General features: G+C 73.6%; 4 protein-coding genes. All 4 read left to right on the top strand.

Annotation, left to right across the window (positions count from 1 at the left end; all coding sequences use genetic code 11):
- The first annotated feature begins 13 nt into the window (after nt 1–13).
- From ACZ7PG_RS32130 to ACZ7PG_RS32115, 4 genes are read left to right on the top strand one after another with little or no spacing between them, the layout of a single operon-like run.
- Nucleotides 14–1,366 (top strand): MFS transporter, encoded by a 1,353-nt coding sequence (locus tag ACZ7PG_RS32130; protein ID WP_470242883.1) that lies wholly within the window; start codon nt 14–16, stop codon nt 1,364–1,366.
- Nucleotides 1,363–1,569, top strand: coding sequence for an MbtH family protein (locus ACZ7PG_RS32125; protein WP_470242882.1), 207 nt, complete (start codon nt 1,363–1,365; stop codon nt 1,567–1,569). The genes ACZ7PG_RS32130 and ACZ7PG_RS32125 overlap by 4 nt, the downstream gene beginning before the upstream one ends.
- Before the next feature lie 25 nt (nt 1,570–1,594).
- On the top strand, nt 1,595–21,607 hold the full coding sequence (locus tag ACZ7PG_RS32120) for a non-ribosomal peptide synthase/polyketide synthase (protein ID WP_470243653.1): 20,013 nt from the start codon (nt 1,595–1,597) through the stop codon (nt 21,605–21,607).
- Nucleotides 21,604–25,590 carry a non-ribosomal peptide synthetase gene (locus ACZ7PG_RS32115; protein WP_470242881.1) on the top strand — a complete coding sequence of 1,329 codons (3,987 nt, stop codon included), beginning with the start codon at nt 21,604–21,606 and terminating at the stop codon, nt 25,588–25,590. The genes ACZ7PG_RS32120 and ACZ7PG_RS32115 overlap by 4 nt, the downstream gene beginning before the upstream one ends.
- Nucleotides 25,591–25,596 lie beyond the last annotated feature (6 nt).

Below are 25,596 nucleotides of genomic sequence, written 5' to 3'. Positions count from 1 at the left end.
CCGGCGGTGTGTCATGACGGCGGTCGACGAGCCTCGCGCGGCGGCTGGGCCGGCCGGCGCGGCGGGTGGTAGCGGGGTTGCGCCGGGTGCTGCGGCTCAGGCTGCCGTCGTCGCGCTCGAGCCGGGCGTCGCGGTCGAGTCGGGGGTCGCCGCGGCCGAGCCTGCCGGTAAAGCCCTTCCCGCCCCCTTCCTCGGCCTGGTCCTCGCCATGGGCCTGTCCTCCTTCGGCGACGCCGTCTGGCTGATCGCCCTCTCCATCACGCTCGTCGGCACCGCCGGACCCGCGCTCGCGGGCCTTGTCCTCGCCCTCGGCTCGCTCCCCAAGGTCCTCACCCTCCTCGTCGGCGGCGCCGTCGCCGACCGGACCGGGCCGCGACGCGTCCTCGTCATCACCGACCTCATCCGCGCCGGGGCCATGCTCGTCGGCGCCGCCGCCGTCCTCGTGGTCGGGCCTCGACTGCCCCTTCTCGCCGGGCTCATCGTCGTCATGGCCGTCGCGAGTGCCTTCTTCATCCCGGCCTCCGATGCCCTGCGCCCGAACCTGCTCCCTCCCGAACACCTCGTCCGCGGCAACGCCGTCTACCTCGCCGCCGTGCGGGGAGGGCAGGCCGCCGGCGGTGCGCTCGGGTCGTGGCTGGCCGGGCTCGGGGGGCTCGTCACCGTCGCCGTCGTCAACGGCGTCAGTTTCGGGATCTCCGCCTTCGCCGCCGGCAAGACCAAGACCCTCACCAGCAAAGAACCCCGGGAACGCGTCAAGATCAAGCAACTCGGCAAGGAAATCGCGGAAGGCGCACGTTACGTCGCCAGCAGGCCCGCCCTCCGGACCGCCATGATCGTCACCGGCCTCCTCGAACTCAGCGGAGCCGGCCCGATCAACCTCGGCCTGGTCCTGCTCGGCGGCAACCGGGGCGCCGGCTGGCTGCTCACCGCCATGACGCTCGGCGCGTCCCTCGCCTTCGTCGTCTCGGTCAAGTGGCCGCCGCGGGAGAAGGCCGGGCGGCTCGCCACCGTGGGACTCGCCGCGCAGGTCGGCTGCCTGGCCCTGCTGGCCACCGGGAACCTCGCCGTCGGCATCGCCGCCTTCTTCACCCTCGGCCTGGTCGCCGGCCTCACCGCCCTCGTGCTCGTGAGCCTCGCCCAGCGGTGGTCGACGAAGGAGATGCGCGGCCGGGTCATGTCGATCCTCGCGCTGTTCACCCTCGCCGCCACCCCGGTCGGGAACCTGCTGATCGGCGTCATGACCGAGACGCTCGGCGTCCCGCTCACCATGTTCGCCCACGCCGCGGTCGCGCTCGTCGCGCTCGCCCTGCTCGTCGCCACCCCGGCACTCGGCCGGGCCGCCCTCACAGAGGAGAAGAAGTCATGACCAACCCCTTCGAAGACGAGAACGCCACCTTCCTGGTCCTGGTCAACGACGAGAACCAGCACTCGCTCTGGCCGTCCACTGTGGACGTCCCGGCCGGCTGGCGGACCGTGCACGGCGAGGACACCCGCGCCGCGTGCCTGGAGTACGTCGAGCAGAACTGGACCGACCTGCGCCCGGCGAGCCTCGTCGCCGCGATGCGCTGACCACCCACCCGCCGGCAGAACCGAACTGGAGCTGATCTACGTGAACGACGACACCCGGCAGCTGCTGGCGGCCTGGAACGACACCACCACCGACGTCCCGGGCGCGGGCCGCACGCTCGCCCGGCTGCTCGCCGAGCAGGCGGCCCGCACCCCGGACGCGACGGCGCTGGTGTTCGAAGGCGAGTCCCTGACCTACCGCGAACTCCACGGACGGGCCAACGGGCTCGCGCACCTCCTGGTCGAGCGGGGCGTGGGCCCCGGCGTCCTGACCGGCGTCTGCGCCGACCGATCCCTTGAGCTCGTTATAGCCCTGCTGGGGGTGCTCAAGGCCGGCGGCGCCTACGTCCCGCTCGACCCGGACTACCCGGCCGACCGGCTGGCCTACATGGTCGCCGACAGCGCCGCGCCGGTCGTCCTCACCCAAACCCACCACAGAAACCTCTTCGACGCCGAGACGATCTGCCTCGACACCCTGGACCTCGGCACGGCCGCCGAACCCGAAACGACGACGTCCACCAAGGACCTCGCCTACGCCATCTACACCTCCGGCTCCACCGGCCGCCCCAAGGGTGTGCTGGTGCCGCACGAAGGCATCGTCAACCGCCTCGCCTGGACCCAGGCCGAGTACGGCCTCACCGCCGAAGACCGGGTGCTGCAGAAGACGCCGTCCAGCTTCGACGTCTCCGTCTGGGAGTTCTTCTGGCCGCTGCTGACCGGCGCCACGCTCGTCCTCGCGCGCCCCGGCGGCCACCGCGACCCCGCCTACCTGGCCGGGCTGATCCGCGCCGAGCGGATCACGACCGTCCACTTCGTCCCGTCGATGCTGCAGGCGTTCCTGCTCGACCCCGCCGCCGCGACCTGCGCCGGCCTGCGCCGCGTCCTGTGCAGTGGCGAAGCCCTGCCCGCCGAGCTGCAGGCCCGGTTCTTCGAGACGCTGCCGGGTGTCGAGCTGCACAACCTCTACGGCCCGACCGAAGCCTCGGTCGACGTCACCTACTGGGCGTGCGACCCAGCACAAAGGACAGTCCCCATCGGACGTCCGGTGTGGAACACCCGGACCTACGTCCTCGACGCCGAGCTGCGGCCGGTCGCCCCCGGCGTCGCGGGTGAGCTGTACCTCGCCGGGATCCAGCTGGCCCGCGGCTACCACGGCCGGCCCGGCCTGACGTCCGAGCGGTTCGTGGCCAGCCCCTTTGAGCCGGGGGAGCGGATGTACCGAACCGGCGATCTCGCGCGCTGGTCGGAAGACGGCGCGCTGGAGTACCTCGGCCGCACCGACCACCAGGTGAAGATCCGCGGCCTGCGCGTCGAGCTGGGCGAGATCGAGGCCGTCCTGGACCGTCAGCCCGGCGTCGGCGGCTCGTGCGTGCTGGCCCGCGAAGACCGCGCCGGTGACCAGCGCCTGGTCGGCTACGTCGTCCCGGACGGCGTGACGCCGGACGTCGACGCCCTGCGCGCGGCCCTGGCGGAGAACCTGCCGGAGTACATGGTCCCGGCCGCCTTCGTCGTCCTCGACGACCTGCCGCTGACCCCGAGCGGCAAGCTCGACCGCAAGGCCCTCCCCGCACCGGACTGGTCCGCGGCCCGCACCGGCCGCGCCCCGCGCACCCCCCGCGAAGCGGCGCTCTGCGCGCTGTTCTCCGAGATCCTCGGCGTCGACGGCGTCGGCATCGACGACGGCTTCCTCGCCCTCGGCGGCCACTCGCTGCTGGCGGCCAGGCTCGTCTCCCGCATCCGCGCGACGCTCGGCGTCGAAGCGGCCATCGGCGACGTCTTCCGCGCGCCGACCCCGGCCGGCCTGGCCGAGCTCCTCGAAGACGCGCCCGAAGCCCGCCCGGCCCTGACCCCGCGGCCACGCCCCGAGCCGATGCCGCTGTCGTTCGCGCAGCGCCGGCTGTGGTTCCTCGACCAGGCCGACACCCGGAACGCGAGCTACCACATCCCGCAGGCCGTTCGCCTGACCGGCCCGATCGACGCCGGCGCGCTGCGGAGCGCCGTCGAAGACGTGGTCGCCCGCCACGAAACCCTGCGCACGATCTTCGCGAGCGACGGCGAGGAGCCGGTCCAGCACATCCTGCCGTCCGGAGAGGTCCCGTGGGCCCTCGAAACGTCCACTGAGGACACCCTCGCCGCCGCCCTGACCGCGGCCACCGAGGCCGCCTTCGACCTCGCCCGCGAACTCCCGATCCGCGCGAGGCTCTTCACCCTTCCCGGCGACGCCGCCGTGCTGCTGCTGGTCGTGCACCACATCGCGAGTGACGGCTGGTCGTTCGCCCCGCTCCTGCGTGACCTGTCGACCGCCTACGCGGCCCGCGTCGCCGGAGACTCTCCACAATGGACGAAGTTGCCGGTCCAGTACGCGGACTACACGCTGTGGCAACAGGAACTCCCCGTCGAGCGTGATCTGGCCTACTGGCGGGACGCGCTGGACGGACTCCCCGAGGAGCTGCCGCTGCCCGCCGACCGCCCGCGTCCGCCGGTCGCGAGCCACCGCGGCGGGGTCGTCCCGATGGACGTGCCCGCCGACGTCCACCGCCGCCTCGCCGCACTGGCCGCGGCGGAGGGCGCGACGCTGTTCATGGTCCTGCAGGCCGCGTTCGCCGCGCTCCTGTCCCGCCTCGGCGCCGGTGACGACGTCCCGGTCGGCTCGCCGGTCGCGGGCCGCACCGACGCCGCCCTCGACGACCTCGTCGGGTTCTTCGTCAACACCGTCGTCCTGCGCACCGCCACCGGCGGCGACCCGACGTTCCGCGAGCTGCTCGACCGCGCCCGTGAGACGTGCCTGGCCGCGTTCGAGCACTCCGAGGTGCCGTTCGAGCGCGTCGTCGAGGAGCTGAACCCGGCCCGCTCGCTGGGCCGCCACCCGCTGTTCCAGGTGCTCCTGGTGCTGCAGAACAACCTCGCCGCCGAGCTGGACCTCCCGGGCGTCCACGCCACCGGCGAGCGCGTCGACATCGGCTACGCGAAGTTCGACCTGGCCGCGATCTTCGAGGAACGCGACGGTGAGCTGACCGGCCTGCTGGAGTACGCGAGCGACCTGTTCGACCGCGACACCGCCGCCACGCTGGCCGGCCGCCTGCTGCGCGTCCTCGCCGCCGTCGCCGAGCACCCGGACACCCGCATCGGCGACCTCGGCCTCCTCGACGCCGCCGAGCGGATCCAGGCCGAGACGGGCGGCATGCCCGCCCCCGCCGCGCCGGCCGTCACCCTGCACGAGCTGGTCGAGAGCCACGCCCGCCGCACGCCGGACCGCGCCGCGCTGCTGTTCGAGGCCGAGACGGTCACCTACGCCGAGCTGGACGCCCGCGCGAACGGCGTCGCCGCGCTCCTGGCCGGCGTCCCGGCCGGGCGGATCGTCGCGATCTGCCTCGACCGCGGCCCCGGCCTGGTCGCCGCGATCCTCGGCGTGCTCAAGGCCGGCTGCGGCTACACGCTGCTGGACCCGTCGTTCCCGGCCGAGCGGCGGCAGCTGCTGGCCGAGCAGGTCGACACTCCGATCGTGCTCGACGACCTGTCGTCCGTGGTGCCGGCCAACCGGGCACCGGGCCGGCACGTCGACCCGGCCGGGCCCGCGTGCGTCATGTTCACCTCGGGCTCCACCGGCACGCCGAAGGGTGTCATCGCCTCGCACGAAGCCGTCGCGACGACGATCCTCGGCCAGGGCTACACCGGTGCCGTCTGGCTGCAGACCGCGCCCGTCTCCTGGGACGCCTTCGCGTTCGAGCTGTTCGGCGCGCTGCTCACCGGCGCGACCTGCGTTCTGCAGCCCGGCCCCAAGCCCGAGCCCGCGCTCATCGCGGACCTGGTCGAGCGCCACGGCGTCACGACGATGTTCGCCTCCGCCAGCCTCCTGAACTTCCTCCTCGACGAGTACCCGGCCGTGTTCTCGCAGGTCGGCCACGTCTACACCGGCGGCGAAGTCGCGTCGGTGTCCCACCTGGCCAAGGCGCTCGAAAGCCACCCGGAGGTGGCGTTCAGCAACGCCTACGGACCGGTCGAGAACATGATCTTCGTCAGCTGTCACCGCGTCACGGCGGCCGACCTGACCGGCGCGCCGATCCCGATCGGCGTGCCGCTCAACGGCAAGCGCGCCTACGTCCTGGACGAGCGGCTGCGGCCGGTCGCGCCCGGCGTCGTCGGCGAGCTGTACGCCGCGGGGGGCGGCATCGCGGACGGCTACGTCGGCCGTCCCGACCTCACCGCCGTCCGGTTCGTGGCGTCGCCGTTCGAGGCGGGGGAACGGATGTACCGCACCGGCGATCTGGTCCGCCGCCGCGCCGACGGCGTCCTCGAGTACGCCGGTCGCGCCGACGACCAGGTCAAGATCCGCGGGTTCCGCGTCGAGCCGGGCGAGATCCGGACGGCGCTGGGCACGCACCCGGCCGTCGCCGAGTCCGCCGTCGTCGTCCGCGAGGACCGGCCCGGCCAGAAGCTCCTCGTCGCCTACGTCGTGGGTTCGCCGGCGGACTTCCGCGCGTACCTCGCCGAGCGGCTGCCGGAACACCTGGTGCCGAGCGCGTTCGTCCTGCTCGACGCGCTGCCGCTGACGCCCAACGGCAAGCTCGACCGCCGGGCCCTGCCCGCCCCCGAGCGCACGAGCACGACCCGCGCGCCGCGCACCCCGCGGGAAGAAGTCCTCTGTGGACTCTTCGCCGACGTCCTCGGCGTCGAGACGGTCGGCGTCGACGACGGGTTCTTCGCCCTCGGCGGGCATTCGCTGCTCGCCGCCCGGCTCGTCGCCCGCGTCGGCGCGGTGCTCGGGGTCCGGATCGGCGTCGCGGACGTCTTCCGCGCCCCGACCGTCGCCGGGCTGGCCGCGGTGCTCGACACCGCCCGCGCCGCCCGCCCGGCCGTCGTGGCCCGGCCCCGCCCGGACGTCCTGCCGCTCTCCTCGGCGCAGCGCAGCCTGTGGTTCGTCGAACAGCTCGACCAGGCCGGCGCCACCTACAACGTACCGCGCGCCCTGCGGCTGACCGGCGCCCTCGACGTCCCCGCGCTGCGGCAGGCGTTCGCCGACGTCGTCGAGCGGCACGAGGCGCTGCGGACGGTGTTCCCCGACACCGACGGCTTGCCCCGCCAGGAGATCCGCCCGCTCACCGGGCTGCCGTGGACCGAAGCCGCGACCGACGTCGCCGAGTTCGCCGCCCGCACGTTCGACCTGGCCGCCGACCTGCCGATCCGCGCCGCGCTGATCCCCGACGGCGACGACCACGTCCTGGTGATCGTCACCCACCACATCGCCGGCGACGGCTGGTCCTTCGGCCCACTCCTGCGCGACCTGTCGGCCGCCTACGCCGCCCGCGCGGCCGGCGACGCTCCGAAGTGGACACCGCTGCCGGTGCAGTACGCGGACTACGCGCTGTGGCAACAGGACCTGCCCGAGGACTCCCTGGACTACTGGGCCGACGTCCTCGCCGGGCTGCCCGACGAGATCTCGCTGCCCTTCGACCACCCGCGCCCGCCGGTCGCGAGCCACCGCGGGGCGACCGTCCCGATCGCCCTCGACGCCGACCTGCACGCCCGGCTCCTGCACCTCGCCCGGGGCGAGCACGCGACGCTGTTCATGGTGCTGCAGGCCGGGTTCGCGGCCCTGCTGTCCCGGCTCGGCGCCGGGGACGACGTCGCCGTCGGCACCCCGTCGGCGGGCCGGCCGGACGCCGCGCTCGACGACCTCGTCGGCTTCTTCGTCACGACTCTGGTGCTGCGGACCGACCTCAGCGGTGACCCAAGCTTCACCGATTTGGTACGCCGGGTCCGCGCAAGCTCACTCAAGGCGTTCGACCACGCCGACGTCCCGTTCGAGCGGGTCGTCGAGCGGCTGAACCCGGCCCGTTCGACCGCGCGGCACCCGCTGTTCCAGGTGATGCTGGCGCTGCAGAACAACGTCGCGGCGAACCTGACCCTGCCCGGCCTGGCCGCGGCGGACGTGCCGGTGACCACTGAGACGGCGAAGTTCGACCTCACCCTCAACCTGGAGGAGAACGCCGCCGGCATCGGGGGCTACCTCGAGTACGCGACCGACCTCCTTGACCCGGGTACCGCGGCCGACCTGGCCGACCGGTTCGTCCGCCTGCTCACCGCCGCGGTCGACGCCCCGGACGCCGCGCTGTCCACTATGGACTTGCTGTCGGACGGCGAGCGCGTGGCCATCGAGACGGCGAACAGCGCAACGGCCCGGCCGCTGCCGGACACTTCGGTGATCGAGCTGTTCGAGACGCAGGCCGCGGCCACCCCGGAGGCGCCCGCGCTGGAGTTCGGCGCCACGACCCTGACCTACGCGGAGCTGAACGCGCGGGCCAACCAGCTCGGCCACCACCTCGCCGCGCGTGGCGCCGGGCCGGAGCGATACGTCGCCCTCGCCCTGCCACGCGACGAGCAGCTGATCATCGCCATGCTGGCCGTGCTCAAGACCGGCGCGGGCTACCTCGCGCTCGACCTGGAGTACCCGGAGGACCGGCTGGCGATGATGCTGGAGGACGCCGCCCCGGCCCTGGTCCTGACCCGCGACGACCTCGTCTTCGAGGGAGACACCGGGAACCTCCCGCACACGGCGTCACCGGACAGCGCCGCGTACGTGATCTTCACGTCCGGCTCGACCGGGCGCCCCAAGGGCGTCGTCGTCCCGCGCCGGCCGCTGCTGAACTTCCTGCTGGACATGGTCGACCGCTTCGGCATCACCCCGGACGACCGGCTCCTGGCCGTCACGACCGTCGGGTTCGACATCGCCGGCCTGGAGATCTTCGCGCCGCTGCTGGCCGGGGCGACCGTCGTCCTCGCGAGCCGCGACGACGTGCGCGACACCCGCGCGCTGGCCGCGCTCGCCGAGGACCGCGTCACGCTCCTGCAGGCCACGCCGAGCCTCTTCCACGCGCTGCTGGCCGAGCCCGTCGAACTCTCCGGCGTGCACGTCCTGGTCGGCGGCGAAGCCCTGCCGGACGACCTGGCCGTCGCGCTGCGGGCGCGGGCCGCGTCGGTGACCAACATGTACGGCCCGACCGAGACGACGATCTGGTCCACGACGGCCCGCGTCGGCGAGGGCGCGCCGACCATCGGCACGCCGATCGCGAACACCCAGGTCCACGTGCTGGACGGCGCGCTGCGGCCGGTGCCGGCGGGCGTGCCGGGCGAGCTCTACCTCGCCGGGGACGGCGTCGTGCGCGGCTACCTCGGCCGCCCCGACCTCACCGCCGACCGGTTCGTCGCCTCGCCGTTCGCGGCGGGAGAGCGGATGTACCGCACCGGCGACCTGGTCGCCCGCCGCCGCGACGGCGAGATCCGGTTCCTCGGCCGCGTCGACCACCAGGTCAAGATCCGCGGCTTCCGCATCGAACTGGGCGAGGTCGAGGCCGTGCTGGCCACGCACCCGGCCGTCGCGCTGCGCGCGGTCGTCGTCCGCGAGGACCGGCCCGGCGACAAGCGCCTGGTCGCCTACGTCGTGGCGCACGGAAGGGCCGAGGTCGACGACCTGCGCCGGCACCTCGCCGCCGCCCTGCCCGGGTACATGGTGCCCTCGGCATTCGTGCTGCTCGACGAGCTGCCCCGGACCCCGAACGGCAAGCTCGACCGCAAGGCTCTGCCCGCACCGGCCCTGGACAGCGGCAGCGGCCGGCTCCCGCGCACCGCCCGCGAGCACGCGCTGTGCGAGCTGTTCGCCGAAGTCCTCGGGGTGCCCGAGGTCGGCGTCGACGACGGCTTCTTCGACCTGGGCGGCCACTCCCTGCTGGCCACCCGTCTGGCCGGGCGGATCCGCGCGGTGCTCGGCCTCGACGTCACCGTGCGGACGCTGTTCGCGAACCCGACCGTCGCCGGGCTCAGCGAGAGCCTCGGGGACGCCGTCGCCGCGCGTCCGGCGGTCACGCGCCGCGAGCGTCCCGGCCGCCTGCCGCTGTCTCCCGGCCAGGAGCGGTTGTGGTTCCTGTCCCGGATGGACAGTGCCGACGTCTCGTATCACATGCCGATCGCTTTGCGGCTGCGCGGCGACGTCGACGCGACCGCGCTGGCGGCCGCACTGTCCGATGTGGCCGGACGGCACGAAGCCCTGCGCACGTACTACGCCGAGGACGAGTCCGGCCCGTACCAGGTGATCCTGGACTCCTTCGAGGTCCCGTTCGAGGTCACGACCGGCTCGGTCGCCGACGCCGCGCGGACGCCGTTCGAGCTGGCCGCCGCGCCGCCGGTGCGGTCGTGGCTGTTCAGTGAAGGCGACGAGCACGTCCTGCTCGTGCTGACCCACCACATCGCCGGCGACGGCTGGTCCATCCCGGTCCTGCTCCGCGACCTCGCCACCGCCTACGCCGCGCGTCTCGAAGGCGACCGTCCGCAGTGGACGTCACTGCCGGTCCAGTACGCGGACTACACGCTGTGGCAACGGGAACTCGACAGCGACGTCGCGTACTGGGCGGAGGCGCTCGCCGGGCTGCCCGAGGAGCTGGCGCTGCCGTACGACCGCGTCCGGCCCGCCACCGCGGACCACACCGGCGGGTCGGCGGCGGTCGCGATCCCGGCCGAGCTGCACGCCCGGCTCCTGGAGCTGGCGGCCGGGCACCGCGCCACTCTGTTCATGGTCCTGCAGGCCGCCCTCGCGACGCTGCTGGCGCGGTTCGGCGCCGGCGACGACATCCCGATCGGCACGCCGGTCGCCGGCCGTCCCGACCCGGCGTTGGACGACCTCGTCGGGTTCTTCGTCAACACCCTCGTGCTGCGCACCGACGTCAGCGGCGCCCCGGCGTTCACCGAGCTGCTGGACCGCGTCCGCGAGGCCGACCTGAGCGCGTTCGAGCACGACGACGTCCCGTTCGAGCGCCTGGTCGAGGAGCTGAACCCGGCCCGCTCGGCGGCCCGGCACCCGCTGTTCCAGGTGATGCTGGTGCTGCAGCAGGACGCCCCGGCCGTCGCGCTGTCCGGAGTGGACACCGAGCCGTACGAGGTGGCCCGCGCGGTCGCCAAGTTCGACCTCACCGTCGCCCTCGAGGAACATGCCGGGGGCATCACCGGTGCCTTCGAGTACGCGACGGCGTTGTTCGACGCCGCCACGGCCGAGCGGCTGGCGAGCGCGTTCGTCCGGCTCCTCGAGCAGATCGCCGACGCGCCCACGACGTCGGTCGCGGCGTTCGACGTCCTCACGAGCACCGAACGCGACCTCGTGCTGACCTCGGGCAACGCGGTGGAGGTGAGCGCCACGCCTGAGGACTGCCTGCACACCATCGTCGAACGGCAGGACCCCGGCGCTGTCGCGATCCTGTTCGAGGGCGAGTCGTTGACCTACGGCGAGCTGAACTCCCGCGCCAACCGGGTCGCCCACCACCTGCTGGACGACGGCGTCCGGCGCGGCGAGGTGGTCGGGATCCTGCTGGACCGCGGCCTCGACTTCGCCGTGGCGGTGCTCGGGGTCCTCAAGTCCGGCGCCGCCTACACCCTGCTGGACCCGAGCTACCCGGCCGAGCGCCTGGCCGCGGTCACCGAGCAGGCCGGCGTGCGACGGGTCCTGACGGCGATCCCGGACCACCCGGACACCACGAACCCCGGCGTCGAGCTGACCCCGGCCGACCTGGCCTGCGTCATGTTCACCTCGGGCTCCACCGGCGTGCCCAAGGGGGTCGCCACCTCGCACCGCGGGGTCGTCGCGACCATGGGCCAGGGTTACGCCCCCTTCGACGCGGACCAGGTGTGGCTCCAGTGCGCGCCGGTGTCGTGGGACGGTTTCGCGCTCCAGCTGTTCGGCGCGCTGCTCTACGGCGGCCGGACGGTCCTGCAGCCCGGCCAGAACCCCGAGCCGGACCGCATCGCCGCCCTTGTCGTCGAGCACGGCGTCACCGTCCTGCACGCCTCGGCGAGCCTGTTCAACTACCTGCTCGACCAGGAGCCGCAGGTCTTCAGCGTGCTGCGTCGCGCCATGACGGGCGGCGAGCCGGCGTCCGTCGAGCACGTGACGAAGGCGCTGCGCGAGTACCCGGACGTCGCGCTGATCAACGGCTACGGCCCGGCCGAGAGCATGGGCTACACGACGTTCCACCCGATCACATCGGCCGACCTCGGTGGGATCGCCATCCCGATCGGCCGGCCGGTGGCGAGCAAGCGCGCGTACGTCCTCGACGCGCACCTCGCCCTGGCCGCGCCCGGCGTGACGGGTGAGCTGTACCTCGCGGGGCACGGCCTCGCCGACGGGTACCGCGGCCTGCCCGGCGCCACCGCCGAGCGGTTCGTCGCGTCGCCGTTCGTGGCGGGGGAGCGGATGTACCGCACCGGCGACCGGGTGCGGTGGAACGCCGAGGGGGTCCTCGAGTATGTCGGCCGCGCCGACGACCAGGTCAAGGTCCGCGGCTTCCGCGTCGAGCCCGGCGAAGTCCGGGCGGTGCTGGCCCGCCACGACGGGGTCGAGCAGGCCGCGGTCGTCGTCCGCGACGGGCGGCTGCTCGGGTACGTCGTCGGCTCGGCCGAGCCGGCCGCGCTGCGGGCGTACCTGGCCGACCGGCTGCCGGACTACCTGGTGCCGTCGGCGATCGTGCCGCTGCCCGAGCTGCCCCGGACGGCCAACGGCAAGCTGGATCGCCGTGCGCTGCCCGCGCCGGACTTCGCCGCGGGCCTGCGCCGCCGGCCGCGGACCGTCACCGAGAACGTCCTCTGTGGACTCTTCGCCGAGGTGCTCGGGGTGCCCGAGGTCGGTCTCGACGACAGCTTCTTCGACCTGGGCGGGCATTCACTGCTGGCCGCCCGGCTGATCGGCCGCGTCCGCTCGGTGCTCGGCGTCGAGCTGGGCATCCGCGACCTGTTCCGCACCCCGGCCGTCGCCGGGCTCGCCGAGGTGCTCGGTGACGCCGCCCCGGCGCGGCCGCCGGTGACGCGCCGCGAGCGTCCGGAGCGGCTGCCGCTCTCGTTCGCGCAGCAGCGGCTGTGGTTCGTCGACCAAGCCGAGGAGGCCAACGCGGGCTACGACGTGCCCCGCGCGCTGCGTCTTCGCGGCACGCTCGACGTGTCCGCTCTGCGAGCGGCGCTGGCCGACGTCGTGGAGCGGCACGAGTCGCTGCGGACGGTGTTCCCCTCGCACGAAGGCGAGCCATGGCAGGAGATCCTGACCTCTCCGCCGATCCCCTGGACGGTCGTCGAGTCCACTGAGGACGCGCTGGACGACGTGCTCGCCGAGGCCGCCGCGCACGTCTTCGACCTGCGCACCGAGCTGCCGATCCGCGCGCACCTCGTCGCGGTGGCCGAGGACGACCACGTGCTGCTGCTGGTGCTGCACCACATCGCCTCCGACGGCTGGTCGGCCGCGCCGCTGTGGCGGGATCTGGCCACCGCCTACGCGGCGCGCCTCGATGGCGCCGCGCCGGACTGGGCGCCACTGCCGATCCAGTACGCGGACTACACGTTGTGGCAGCGAGAAGTCCTCGACGAGCCGGAGATCGCCGGCCAGCTCGCGTTCTGGCGGGACACCCTCGCCGGCGCCCCCGAAGAACTGGCGTTGCCCGCCGACCGGGTCCGCCCGGCTGTCGCGAGCCACCGCGGCGGTTCGGTGGACTTCGCGCTCGACGCGAGTGTCCACAAGGGACTTTCCGACCTGGCGCGAGGGAGTGGCGCGACGCTGTTCATGGCACTGCAGGCCGGGTTCGCGGCCCTGCTGTCACGGCTCGGCGCGGGCGACGACGTCCCGCTCGGGACCGCCGTCGCCGGCCGCGGCGACACCGCGCTCGACGACCTCGCCGGGTTCTTCGTCAACACCCTGGTCCTGCGCACCGACGTCTCCGGGCAGCCGACGTTCCGGCAGCTCCTGGCCCGCGTCCGCGACGCCGGGCTGGCCGCGCTGGCGCACGCCGACGTCCCGTTCGAGCGGGTCGTCGAGGAGCTGAACCCGGCTCGGTCGGCCGCGCGGCACCCGCTGTTCCAGGTGATGCTGGTGCTGCAGAACAACGCCACCGCGCAGCTGAGCCTGCCGGGTCTGGCCACCGAAGGCGTCACGGTCCGCCGCGACGTCGCCAAGTTCGACCTGACCGCGGGCATCGAGGAGAACGTCTTCGCCGACGGCACTCCGGCCGGGCTGACCGGGCAGCTGGAGTACGCGGCCGACCTGTTCGACGCGGTCACGGCCGCCTCGATCGCCGAGCGGTTCGCGCGGTTCCTCACCGCGGCTGTGTCCACTCCGGACGTTCCGCTGGCCGACCTGGACCTGCTCACCACGGCGGAACGGACCGAGCTGCTGGCTTTCGGGACCACCGAGGTCACCGCCCCGGCGATGCGGCTGCACGAGCTGGTCGAACGGCAGGCGGCCTGGGCGCCCGACGCGACCGCGCTGGTCTTCGAGGGCTCGTCACTCACCTACGGGCAGCTCGACACCGAGGCCAACCGGCTCGCCCGGCACCTCGTCGCCGAGGGCGTCCGCCGGGGCGACCTGGTCGGGGTCCACATCGGACGGTCGCCGCGACTGGCCGTCGCGCTGCTCGCCGTGCTCAAGGCCGGGGCCGCCTACACCGTGCTGGACACGGACTTCCCGGAAGAACGCCTCGTCGGGGCGCTGCGGCGGACGTCGGCCGCGGTCGTCGTCACTGACGGGCGCTCGTTGCCGTGGCGCCGGATCGACGTCGTCGAAGACGCGGCCGCGATCGCCGTCCGCGACGGCGGCGTCCTCGGCCTGCCCGGCAGCCCGGACGACCTCGCCGTCGTCATGTTCACCTCCGGCTCCACCGGCGTCCCCAAGGCGGTCGCGGCGCCGCACCGCGCGGTCGTCGGCACGCTGACCGGCCAGGACTACGCCGGGTTCGGCCCGGACGACGTCTGGCTGCAGTGCGCGCCGGTGTCGTGGGACGCGTTCGGCACGCAGCTGCTCGGCCCGCTGCTGGCCGGCGGCACGGTCGTGCTCCAGCCCGGCCAGCGTCCCGAGCCGGCGCTGATCGAGGACCTGGTCGTGACGCACGACGTCACGGTCCTGGACGTCTCGGCGAGCCTGTTCAACTTCCTGGTCGACGAGCACCCGGCGGTGTTCGCGACGGTCCGCCGCGCGATGACCGGCGGTGAGGCGGCCTCGCCCGCGCACCTGGCGAAGGTGCTGAGTGCGTACCCGCACGTCGCGGTGATCAACGGGTACGGGCCGGCCGAGACCATGGGCTTCAGCACGTTCCACGCGGTCACGGCGGCGGACGGGCCGGTCCCGATCGGCCGGCCGGTCACCGGCAAGCACGCGTACGTCCTCGACGCGCGGCTGCGGCCGGTGCCCGCCGGGGTCGTCGGCGAGCTGTACCTGGCGGGGGTCGGTACCGCGCACGGCTACCTCGGGCAGCCCGGGCTCTCCGCGGAGCGGTTCGTGGCGTCGCCGTTCGTCCCGGGGGAGCGGATGTACCGCACGGGCGACCTCGCGCGGTGGAAGGCCGGCGTCCTCGAGTACGCCGGTCGTGCGGACGACCAGGTCAAGATCCGCGGCTTCCGCGTCGAGCCGGGCGAGGTGCAGGCCGTGCTGGCCGCTCACGACGGAGTCACGCAGGCTGCGGTCGTGGTCCGGGACGGGGTACTGGTGGCCTACGTCGTCGGCACCGCCGACCCGGCTGTACTCGGTGACTTCGCGGCCGCGCGGCTGCCGGAGTACCTGGTGCCGTCGGTGATCGTGCCCCTGTCCGAGCTGCCGCGGACCGCGAACGGCAAGCTCGACCGAGCCGCGTTGCCGGCGCCTCAGCGGGTCGTCGCCGGACACGTCGCGCCGCGGACGCCGGTGGAGGTCGCGCTCGCCGCGATTTGGGCCGACGTTCTCGGTGTCCCGGAACCGGGAGTCGAGGACAACTTCTTCGCCTTGGGCGGGCACTCGCTGCTGGCGGCGAAGGTGACCGGCCGCATGCGCACGGAGTTCGGCGTGCGGCTGGGCGTCCGGGCGCTGTTCGAAGCCCCGACGATCGCGGCACTGGCCCGGCTCGTGCCGGACGCGTCCACAGCGGACTTCGAGCCGATCCCGGTCCGCGACCGCGGTGAGAGGACGCCGCTTTCGCCCGTGCAGCGCGGACTGTGGTTCGCCGAACGGCTCGCGCCGGGCTCGGCGGAGTACCTGGTGCCGCTGGCGTTGCGCATCGGCGGAGACCTGGACGTGGCGGCGCTGGGCGGCGCGCTGTCGGCGGTGGTGGCCCGCCACGAGGTGCTGCGCAGCCGCTTTGTGGAGGTCGACGGCGAGCCGGCCCAGGTGGTCGACCCGGTGCGGCCGGTCCCGCTCCCGCTGACCGACGTGACCGACGTCGACGCCTTCGTCCGGTCCCAAGTGGACACTCCGCTCGACCTCGAACACGGCCCCGTCTTCCGCGCCGCCCTGGGCCGGGTCTCGCCCGCCGACCACGTCCTCGTCCTGCTCCTGCACCACATCGTCGCCGACGGGTGGTCCATGGGTATCCTCGCCGCCGAACTCCGCGACCACTACGCCGGGATCCGCCCGGCCGCCCTCCCCGTGCAGTTCGGCGACGTGGCCGCGTGGCAATCCGGGAAAACCGACCGAGCCGGGCTCGACTTCTGGCGCCACGCCCTCGACGGCATGCCGCACGTCGCCGAGCTGCCCGCCGACCGGCCGCGGCCCCTCACCCGGGACATCGCCGGCGCCAAGACCCCCGTGCGCGTCCCGGCCGAGGTCGTCAGCCGGCTGGGTGCGGTGGGCGCGCAGCACGGCGCGAGCCTGTTCATGACCGTGCTCGCCGCCTTCGAGGTCCTGATCAGCCGCTACACCGCCCTGCGGGACTTCGCGATCGGCACCCCCGTGTCCGGCCGCGGCCACCCGCAGACCGAGCCGCTGGTCGGCCACTTCGTGAACATGGTGCCGCTGCGCGCGGACCTCACCGGCGACCCCGCCTTCACGGAACTGCTGACCCGCGTCCGCACGAGCACCCTCGCCGCGTTCGACCACGACGACGTCCCCTTCGACCGGATCGTCGAGCTCCTGCGCCCCCAGCGCGACCTCACCCGCACCCCGCTGGTCCAGATCGTGTTCGCCCTCCAGAACACCGAGAAGGCCGGGTGGACGCTGCCCGGCGTGGACGTCGAGCAGCTCGCCGTCGACACCCGGGTCAGCAAGTTCGACCTCGAACTCGCACTGGCCCAGGACGCCGACGGCGCCCTGACCGGCATCTTCGAGTACCCGACCGCCCTGTTCGACAGCGCCACGATCGAGCGGCTAGCCGGCCACTTCACGACGCTCCTGGAAAGGATCGCCGAAGCGCCCGGAACCCCCGTCGGCGAACTGGACCTCCTGAGCCGAGCCGAACGCGACCACCTCGTCCAGGGCGTCAACGACACCGAAGTCGCCTACGACGAGAGCGTCTGCCTGCACCACCTCATCACCGAGCAAGCGACCAAGACCCCGGACGCCGTCGCCGTCGAATACCTCGACGAGCACCTCGACTACGCCGAGCTGGAACGCCGGGCCGGAGTCCTCGCAGCCCGGCTGACCGAACACGGCGTCGGCCCGGACGTCCCCGTCGGGCTGCGGATGGACCGCTCGATCGGCCTGATCGTCGGCCTGGTCGCCATCCTCAAGGCCGGCGGCGCGTTCGTCCCGATCGAGACCGACGCCCCCGAACCGCGGGTCCTCGGCATCCTCGGCGACGCGAACTCACCGGTCTGCCTCGTCAACGAGGGCGCGAAGGCGCCGGAAAGCAACGACGTCGTCTTCCTTGAAGTGTCCGGTTTGGACGGTGAGGTACCGACGCTGAACGACACCACCCACCCCGACAACCTCGTGTCCATCTACTACACCTCCGGCTCCACCGGGAAGCCGAAGGGCGTCGCGAGCACCCACCGCGGCTGGGTCAACCGGCTGCGCTGGCACCAGGACACCTACCGTCTCGCACCGGGCGAAGCCGTCCTCCAGAAGACGACGCTCGTGTTCGACGACGCCGCCATCGAGTGCCTGTGGCCGCTCGTCGTCGGCGGGCGGGTCGCCCTGATCCCGCCGGGCCTGCACCGCGACCCGGCCGCGATCCTGGCCGGCGCAGTGAAACACCGGGTCGTCAACCTGCAGTTCGTGCCCAGCATGCTGACGTTGTTCCTGGAGCAGCTGACCCCGGCCGACCAGGTCGCACTGAAGACCGTCCGCAACGTCATCACCAGCGGCGAGGCGCTCCAGCCCGAGCTGCTGAAGCTGTTCTTCGACCGGCTCGGCACCACCGCGACCCTGCACAACCAGTGGGGCGCCACCGAGGTCTCGATCGACTCGACCATGCGCGAATGTGTGCGTGCCGACCTCGACGGCGCGGGCTCGGTCAGCGTCGGCTCGCCGATCGCGAACAACCAGATCCACGTCCTCGACGAGTACTTCCGGCCGGTCCCGGTCGGCGTCCCCGGTGACCTGTTCATCGGCGGTGTCGGCCTGGCCCGCGGGTACTTCGGCCACCCGGGCAAGACGGCGGCGGCGTTCCTGGCCAGCCCGTTCCACCCCGGCGAGCGGCTCTACCGCACCGGCGACCGCGGCCTGCGCACCCCCGACGGCGCGCTGACCTTCCTCGGCCGCCAGGACTCGCAGGTCAAGATCCGCGGCATCCGCGTCGAGCCCGGCGAAGTCGAGCAGGTTCTCCTGGAGCTGCCGGGTGTTCGCGAGGCCGCCGTCACGGTGTGGCAGCCGTCGCCGGGCGACAAGCGCCTCGCCGGGTACGTCACCGCGCAGGCCGGCGTCACGCTCACCGAGGCCGGGATCCGCGAACAGCTGCGCGAGCGGCTGCCCGTCTACCTCGTGCCGACGGCGCTGAGCGTGCTGCCCGAGTTCCCGAGCACGACCAGCGGCAAGATCGACCGCAAGGCACTGCCCGCGCCGGCCGCCGCCGGCGCCGAGTACCGGGCCCCGGAGGGTCCGGTCGCCGAGCTGGTCGCCGAAGTGCTGCAGAACGTCCTCGGGGTCGGGCGAGTGGGTGCCGACGACAACTTCTTCGACCTGGGCGGGCACTCCCTGCTGGGCGTCCGGGTGGTCGCCGAGCTGCGCAAACGGCTCTCGGCGGACATCCCGATCCGGCTCATCTTCGACTCGCCCACGGTCGCGGAGCTCGCCGGCGCCGTCACCCGCGCCACCCGGCGCGAGTTCGAGGCGATCCTGAAGCGGCCCGACGGCCCCGCGCCCCTCGCGGGCGTCCAGGTCGGCATGTGGCTGGCCGACCGGATGGCGCCGTCGAGCGCGGAATACTTGGTGCCCACCGCGGTCCGCCTCCGCGGCTCGCTCGACGTCGACGCTCTGGCCGCCGCACTCACGAAGCTGGTCGAGCGGCACGAGATCCTGCGGACCCGGTTCGTCGAGCTGGACGGCGAGCCGAAGCAGGTCGTCGACCCGGCCGGCCCGGTCCCGCTGCCGGTCACCGACATCGACGCGGTCGAGCCGTTCCTGGAGGCGCGGCCCATCGACCTCGCCACGGGGCCGGTGTTCGCCGCGGCCCTCGGCCGGCTGGCCGGGGACGACCACGTCCTGGTCCTGTCGGCGCACCACATCGTCCTCGACGGCTGGTCCGAAGGCATCCTCGCCGAGGAGCTGCGCGACCTCTACGCCGGCGTAGACCTGCCGCCGCTGCCGGTGCAGTACGCCGACGTCGCGACCTGGTCGCGGCCCACCGAAGCCGACGTCGAGTTCTGGCGGGCGCAGCTCGCCGGCGTGCCGCAGGTGGTGCAGCTCCCCGCGGACCGGCCCCGGCCCGCCGTGCGCGACCCGCGTGGTGCTCGGTACGAGTTCAGCGTCCCCGCCGAGCTGGCGAACCGGCTCGGCGAGCTGGGCGCGCAGGCCCGGGCGAGCCTGTTCATGACGCTGCTGGCCGGGTTCCAGGTGCTCGTCGCCCGGCACACCGGACTGCGCGAGTTCGCGGTCGGCAGCCCGGTCGCCGGCCGCGACCACCCCGATACCGAACGGCTGATCGGCCAGTTCGTCAACACCCTCGCCTTGCGCGCGGACCTGACGGGCTCGCCGGGCTTCACCGAGCTGCTGGAGCGCGTCCGGGAGACCGCGCTGGACTCCTTCAGCCACCAGGAGGTCCCGTTCGACCGGGTCGTCGCCGAGCTGCGGCCCGACCGCGACCCGAGCCGGAACCCCTTGGTGCAGCTCATGTTCGCGCTGCAGACGGTGTCCGAAGGCGGCTGGGAACTCGGTGACCTGGACTGCGAGCCCCTGGGCGTCGAGACCGGCGCGGCCAAGTTCGACCTCGCCATGGTGCTGCGCGAGCAGCCGTCCGGCGCGGTCGACGGCGTCCTCGAGTACCCGGTGGCGCTGTTCGACGAGGACACCGTCGCCGGGTTCGCCGAGCGGTACGTCCGGCTGCTGGCCGGTTTCGCCGCCGACCCGCGGCGGCCGGTGGACCGCGTCCCGATGCTGGACGCGGCCGAGGTCACCCCGCTCGACGGGCACGCTCCCGGCGGGACCTTCCCGAGTCTCATCGAGGCCCAGGTGCGGCGGGACCCGGACGCCCCGGCCGTGCTGGCCGGACCGGACTCGCTGACCTACGGCGAACTGGACGCGGCGGCCAACCGTGTGGCCCGGGTCCTGCAAAGCCAGGGCGCCGGTCCGGAGACGGTGGTCGCGCTGCTGCTGCCGCGGTCGGCCGACCTGGTCGTGGCGCAGCTCGCGGTCGTCAAGACCGGGGCCGCGTTCCTCCCCGTCGACCCGAGCTACCCGGAGGAGCGCATCCGCTACATGCTCGACGACGCGAACCCCGTGCTCACGCTGCGGGAGCTGCCGGTGTCCATAATGGACGAAAGTCCGCTCGACGTCGAAGTCGAGCCGGAGAACGCGGCGTACGTGATCTACACGTCGGGCTCGACCGGACGGCCGAAGGGGGTCGTCGTCAGCCACGCCGGCCTCGGCACGCTGGTGGCCAACACCGTCGCCGCCTACCGGGTCGGCCCCGGCGACCGGGTGCTGCAGTACGTGTCACCGAGCTTCGACGCGTCGATCCTGGAGCTGTGCGCGTCGCTGACGACCGGCGCCGCGCTGGTCGTCACCCCGCCCGGCCCGCTCCTGGGCGACCAGCTGCGGGACGTCCTCGCCGGGGGCCGCGTGACGCACGCGCTGATCCCGCCCGCGGCACTGGCCACCGTCGAAGACCCGGACCTGCCGGACTTCCGCACGGTCGTCGTCGGCGGCGACGTCTGCCCGCCGGACCTGGTCGCGAAGTGGGCGCCGGGGCGCCGGATGCTCAACATGTACGGCCCGACCGAAGCCACGGTCGTCTCCACGGTGTCGGAACCCCTGGTGCCGGGCGAGCAGGTGACCATCGGCCGGGCACTCGAGCACACCCGGGCGTACGTGCTGGACGACCGGCTCCAGCCGGTGCCGCCGGGCGTGGCGGGCGAGCTGTACGTCGCGAGCCCGGGCCTGGCCCGCGGGTACCTCGGCCGTCCCGGGCTCACCGCGAGCCGGTTCGTGGCGAACCCGGCGGGCGGGCGGATGTACCGCACCGGCGACCTCGTCCGCCGCACCCGTGCCGGCGAGCTGGAGTTCCTGGGCCGGACCGACGACCAGGTCAAGATCCGCGGCTTCCGCATCGAGCTCGGCGAAGTCGAGTCCGCGCTGCGGGCCCACCCGGCGCTCACCGCGGCGGTCGTGCTGGCCAAGCCCGACCCGGCCGGCCAGAAACGGCTGGTCGCCTACACCGTCGGCGACGTCACGCCCGCGGACCTGCGGACCTTCCTCGGGCAGCGGCTGCCGGAGCACCTGGTGCCGAGCGCGTTCGTCGTGCTCGCCGCGCTACCGGTCAACGCCAGCGGCAAGCTCGACCGGGCCGCGCTGCCCGAGCCGGCCGAGGAGACGGCGGACTACGTCGCCCCGAGCAGTGCCGAGGAGCAGCTGATCGCCGACATCTGGGCCGAGGTCCTCGGCGTCCCCCGCGTCGGGCTCGGCGACGACTTCTTCGCACTGGGCGGGCATTCCGTGCTCGCCGCCAAGGTCCGCATGCGGCTGCAGGCCGCCTTCGGCGTGGACCTGCCCCTGCCCGTGCTGTTCCAGACCACCACGGTCACCGCGCTCGCCGCGGTGGTCCACACCGAGATCGAGGCCGAGCTCGCCGGCATGTCCGAGCAGGAGCTCCTCGACTCCCTCACCGAGGAGGCCAGCGCATGACCACGTTCGACGTCCGCCCCGACGCCGCCGGGACCGACACAGCCGATCGGGCGGCCCGGCTGCGGGCCGCGGTGCTCGCGAAACGGCTGCGCGGCCGGGCCGCCGCACCGGCCCGCGCGTTCGGCCGGGCCGACCGCGGCGCGCCGCTCCCGCTTTCGGCCGGGCAGCAGCGCCTGTGGTTCCTCGACCGCCTCGACCCGGACAGCGCCGAGTACGCGGTGCCGCTCCTGCTGCGTCTCGACGGCGCCCTCGACGTCGACGCACTCCGGCGTTCGCTCGACGCCTTGGTCGCGCGGCACGAGATCCTGCGCACGACGTACGTCGCGGAGGACACCAAGCCGCGTCAGGTGATCGGGGCTCCGGCCCCGGTCGAGCTGCCGGTGGTCGACGGCGACCTGGACGCCGTGCTGGCCGAGTACGTCAGCCGTCCGTTCGACCTCGCGGCCGGGCCGGTGTTCCGGGCGCTGCTGGTCCGCGAGGCGCCGGAGCGGCACGTGCTCGCGCTGAACGTCCACCACATCGCCTGCGACGGCTGGTCGCTGCCGATCCTCCTCGACGACCTGCGCAAGCTCTACACCGGCGCCGAGCTGCCGCCGGTCGAACTGTCCTATGCGGACTTCGCGGCCTGGGAACAGTCCCGGGTGGACGTCCACGAGGCCGACCTCGCCTACTGGAAAGACCGGCTCGCCGGGCTGGAAACCCTGGAGTTGCCGGCCGACCGACCGCGGCCGGCCCAGCGTGACCCGCACGGCGCGTCGGCCCGCTTCAGCATCCCCGCGGCGGCCGCGGAAGCCGTGCTGGAGCAGGGGAAGCGGGCGGGTGCGACGCCGTTCGTGACGCTGCTCGCCGCCGCGTACGTCGTGCTCGGGCGGCACACCGGCCGCGAGGACATCGCCGTCGGTACCCCGGTCGCCGGGCGCTCGCGGGCCGAGCTGGAGCACATGGTCGGGTTCTTCGTGAACACCGTCGTCGCCCGCGGCGACCTCTCCGGCGACCCGGACTTCGCGACGCTCGCCGACCGCGTCAAGGTGGCCCGCCTGGCCGACCAGGCGCACGAAGACCTGCCCTTCGAACGCCTCGTGCAGGAGCTGGCCCCGGAACGCGACCTCGCGCACACCCCGGTCGTCCAGGTCATGTTCGCGGTCTACGACTCCTCCGATGGCGAGGGCACGCTGGGCGACCTCGCGGTGTCGTCGGTGGACCTGCCTTCGAGCACGGCGAAGTTCGACCTGATGATCTCCTTCGTCCGTCAGGCCGACGGGTCCGTGGAAGGCGTCCTCGAATACGCGACCGCGTTGTTCGACCAGGTCCGGATGGACCGCATGGGCGAGCACTTCGTCCGGCTCTTCACCGAACTGGCCGCGAAGCCCGGTGTCCGGCTGTCCGAAGTGGACGTCCTCGGCGCGGACGAGCGGAAGCTGCTCCTCGAAACCTGGAACGCCACCGCCGAGCCCTACCTGCGCGGCACGCTGCACGGCCGGATCGCCGCCCAGGCGGTGTCCACCCCGGACGCGATCGCCGTCCGCTGCGGCGGCGCCGAGCTGACCTACGCCGACCTGGAGACCCGCGCGACCCGGCTGGCGCAGCGGCTGCGAGCCCACGGTGTCGGCGTCGAGACCCCGGTCGGCGTGCTGTGCGAACGCGGCCCGCTGCTGCTGCCGGTGCTGCTGGCCATCCTCAAGACCGGCGGCCACTACATCCCCCTGGATCCGGCGTATCCGCAGGACCGCAAGGAGTACATGCTCCGCCAGGCCGGCGCGCGCGTGCTCGTCACCACCCGCCGTTACGCCGGCGAGAACCTCGGCGAGGTCGTGGTCCACGCCGACGAGCCGGTCGCCGACGACCCGGTGCCGTGGCAGGACCCGGTCGCCGATCCGGAGAACCTCGCCTACGTCATCTACACCTCCGGCTCGACCGGGCGTCCCAAGGGCGTGATGATCAGCCACCGCGGGGTGCTGCACTACCTCGACTGGTGCCGTCAGGCCTACCGCGCCGACGAGGGCGACGGCGCCCCGGTGCACTCGTCGCTCGCCTTCGACCTGACCGTCACCGGGCTGTTCCTGCCGCTGCTCTGCGGCACGACGGTGACACTGGTGCCGGAGGACGAGCACCCGGTCGCGGGCCTCGCCGACGTGCTGTCGGGCGGCCGGAAGTTCAGCTTCGTCAAGCTCACCCCGGCCCACCTCGAACCGCTGCGCCGGTGCCTGACGCCCGAAGCCGCCGACGCGGCCGCGCACCTGGTCGTCGGCGGTGAGCAGCTCACCGCCGAGGCCCTGGAGTTCTGGCGCGAGAATGCCCCGGACGTCGTCGTGGCCAACGAGTACGGCCACACCGAGACGTCCGTGGCCAACGTGATCAACCTGCTGCCCGCCGCCGAATGCGTGACCACGCCGATCTCGGTCGGCCGGCCGATCTGGAACACCGAGGTCTACCTCCTCGACGAGCACCTGCGGCCGGTCCCCGTCGGCGTCACCGGCGAGCTGTACGCGGGCGGCGCGGGGGTCGCGCGGGGCTTCGCGGGCAACCCGGGCCTCACCGCCGCGAAGTACGTGGCGAACCCGTTCGGCCCCGGCCGGATCTACCGCAGCGGCGACCTCGCCCGCTACCTGCCGGACGGGCGGCTGGAGTTCGTCGGCCGCACCGACCACCAGGTCAAGGTGCGCGGCTACCGCATCGAGCTGGGCGAGATCGAGGCCGCACTCGTCGGCGGCCCCGGCGTCGTCGAAGCGGTCGCGGTGGTCCGCGACGGCTCGCTCGCCGGGTACGTCTCGCCGTCCACTGTGGACGTCGATGTGCTGCGGGCGCACCTGTCCGAACGGTTGCCGGAGTACATGGTCCCGTCGACCCTGACCACTTTGGACACGCTGCCGCTGACGTCGAACGGCAAGATCGACCGGGTCGCGCTGCCGGTCCCGGACGCCGCCCCGGTGTCGACGTCCGGGGTGCTCCCGCGCGACGAGCTGGAGATGGCCATCGCCAAGCTCTGGGAGGACCTGCTCGGGCGGAAGGTCGGCGTCACCGACGGCTTCTTCGACGTCGGCGGCCACTCGCTGCTGGCGGTGGTGCTGGTCGACCGGATCAAGGCCGAGCTGGGCGCGACCGTCGGGCTGGCCGAGGTGTTCCGCGCGCCGACGATCCGGGCGCTGGCCGACCTCATCCGGGCCGGCGGGAGCGGCGGGGGACTGGTCGTCCCGCTCTCGCCGGGCCGCGCGGGCGTCGCCCCGCTGTTCCTGCTGCCGCCCACGGCCGGGAGCCCGTTCCCGTACCTGCAGCTGGTGGCCGAGCTGGACCCGGCGCTGCCGGTGTTCGGGCTGCAGGCCCCCGGGTTCGCGCCCGGCGAGGACCCGGTGCACACCATCGAGGAGCTGGCCGCGGCGTTCGTCGCCGACCTCCTGCCGGTCGTCGGCGACCGCCCGATCCGGCTCGCCGGCTGGTCGCAGGGCGGCTCGGTGGCGTTCGAAATGGCCGCGCAGCTGGAAAAAGCCGGCCGTGCGGTCGAGCACCTGTGCGTCATCGACGCGACCGTCCTCGGCGTCGACGACTACGGCAACCCGCTGCCGGAGGTCGACACCAGCGACCCCCTGGCGTGGTTCGGCGAGGCCGTGCTGAAGCTGGCCCCGGGAGCGGCCGACACCCTCGACGAGATGCTCGCCGAGGCCCGCGACCGCGGCATGGTCTCGGAGGTGGCGGGCAACGCCGTCGTCGAGCAGATGGCGCGGGTCTACCTCGCCGGCAAGGACGCCGTCGAGGCCTACCGCTGCCGGGCCGTCGTCGAGACCGGTATCCACCTCATCACCTCCACCGGCACCCACCCGGTGAAGGGCCGCCCGGAGGTGCGGCCGGAGAGCTGGCGCGCCCGCACGCGCGGCGAGCTCACGGTGACGCCGGTTTCGGGCCACCACTGGGACATGGTCGAACCGCCGCACGTGGCGGAGCTGGCCCGGGCCGTGCTGGCCGGGCTCGCCGTGACCGCCGACGAGTGAAGGAGA

This window comes from Amycolatopsis sp. NPDC114504, from assembly GCF_055633595.1.
Note: the sequence above shows the minus strand (reverse complement) of the source record. Positions and strands in the feature narration are given on the sequence as shown.

What these genes read in the sequence shown, in the direction of transcription:
- ACZ7PG_RS32125 (WP_470242882.1), top strand. Translation starts at nt 1,363, where the DNA reads ATGACCAACCCCTTCGAAGACGAGAACGCCACCTTCCTGGTCCTGGTC.
- ACZ7PG_RS32130 (WP_470242883.1), top strand. Translation starts at nt 14, where the DNA reads ATGACGGCGGTCGACGAGCCTCGCGCGGCGGCTGGGCCGGCCGGCGCG.
- ACZ7PG_RS32115 (WP_470242881.1), top strand. Translation starts at nt 21,604, where the DNA reads ATGACCACGTTCGACGTCCGCCCCGACGCCGCCGGGACCGACACAGCC.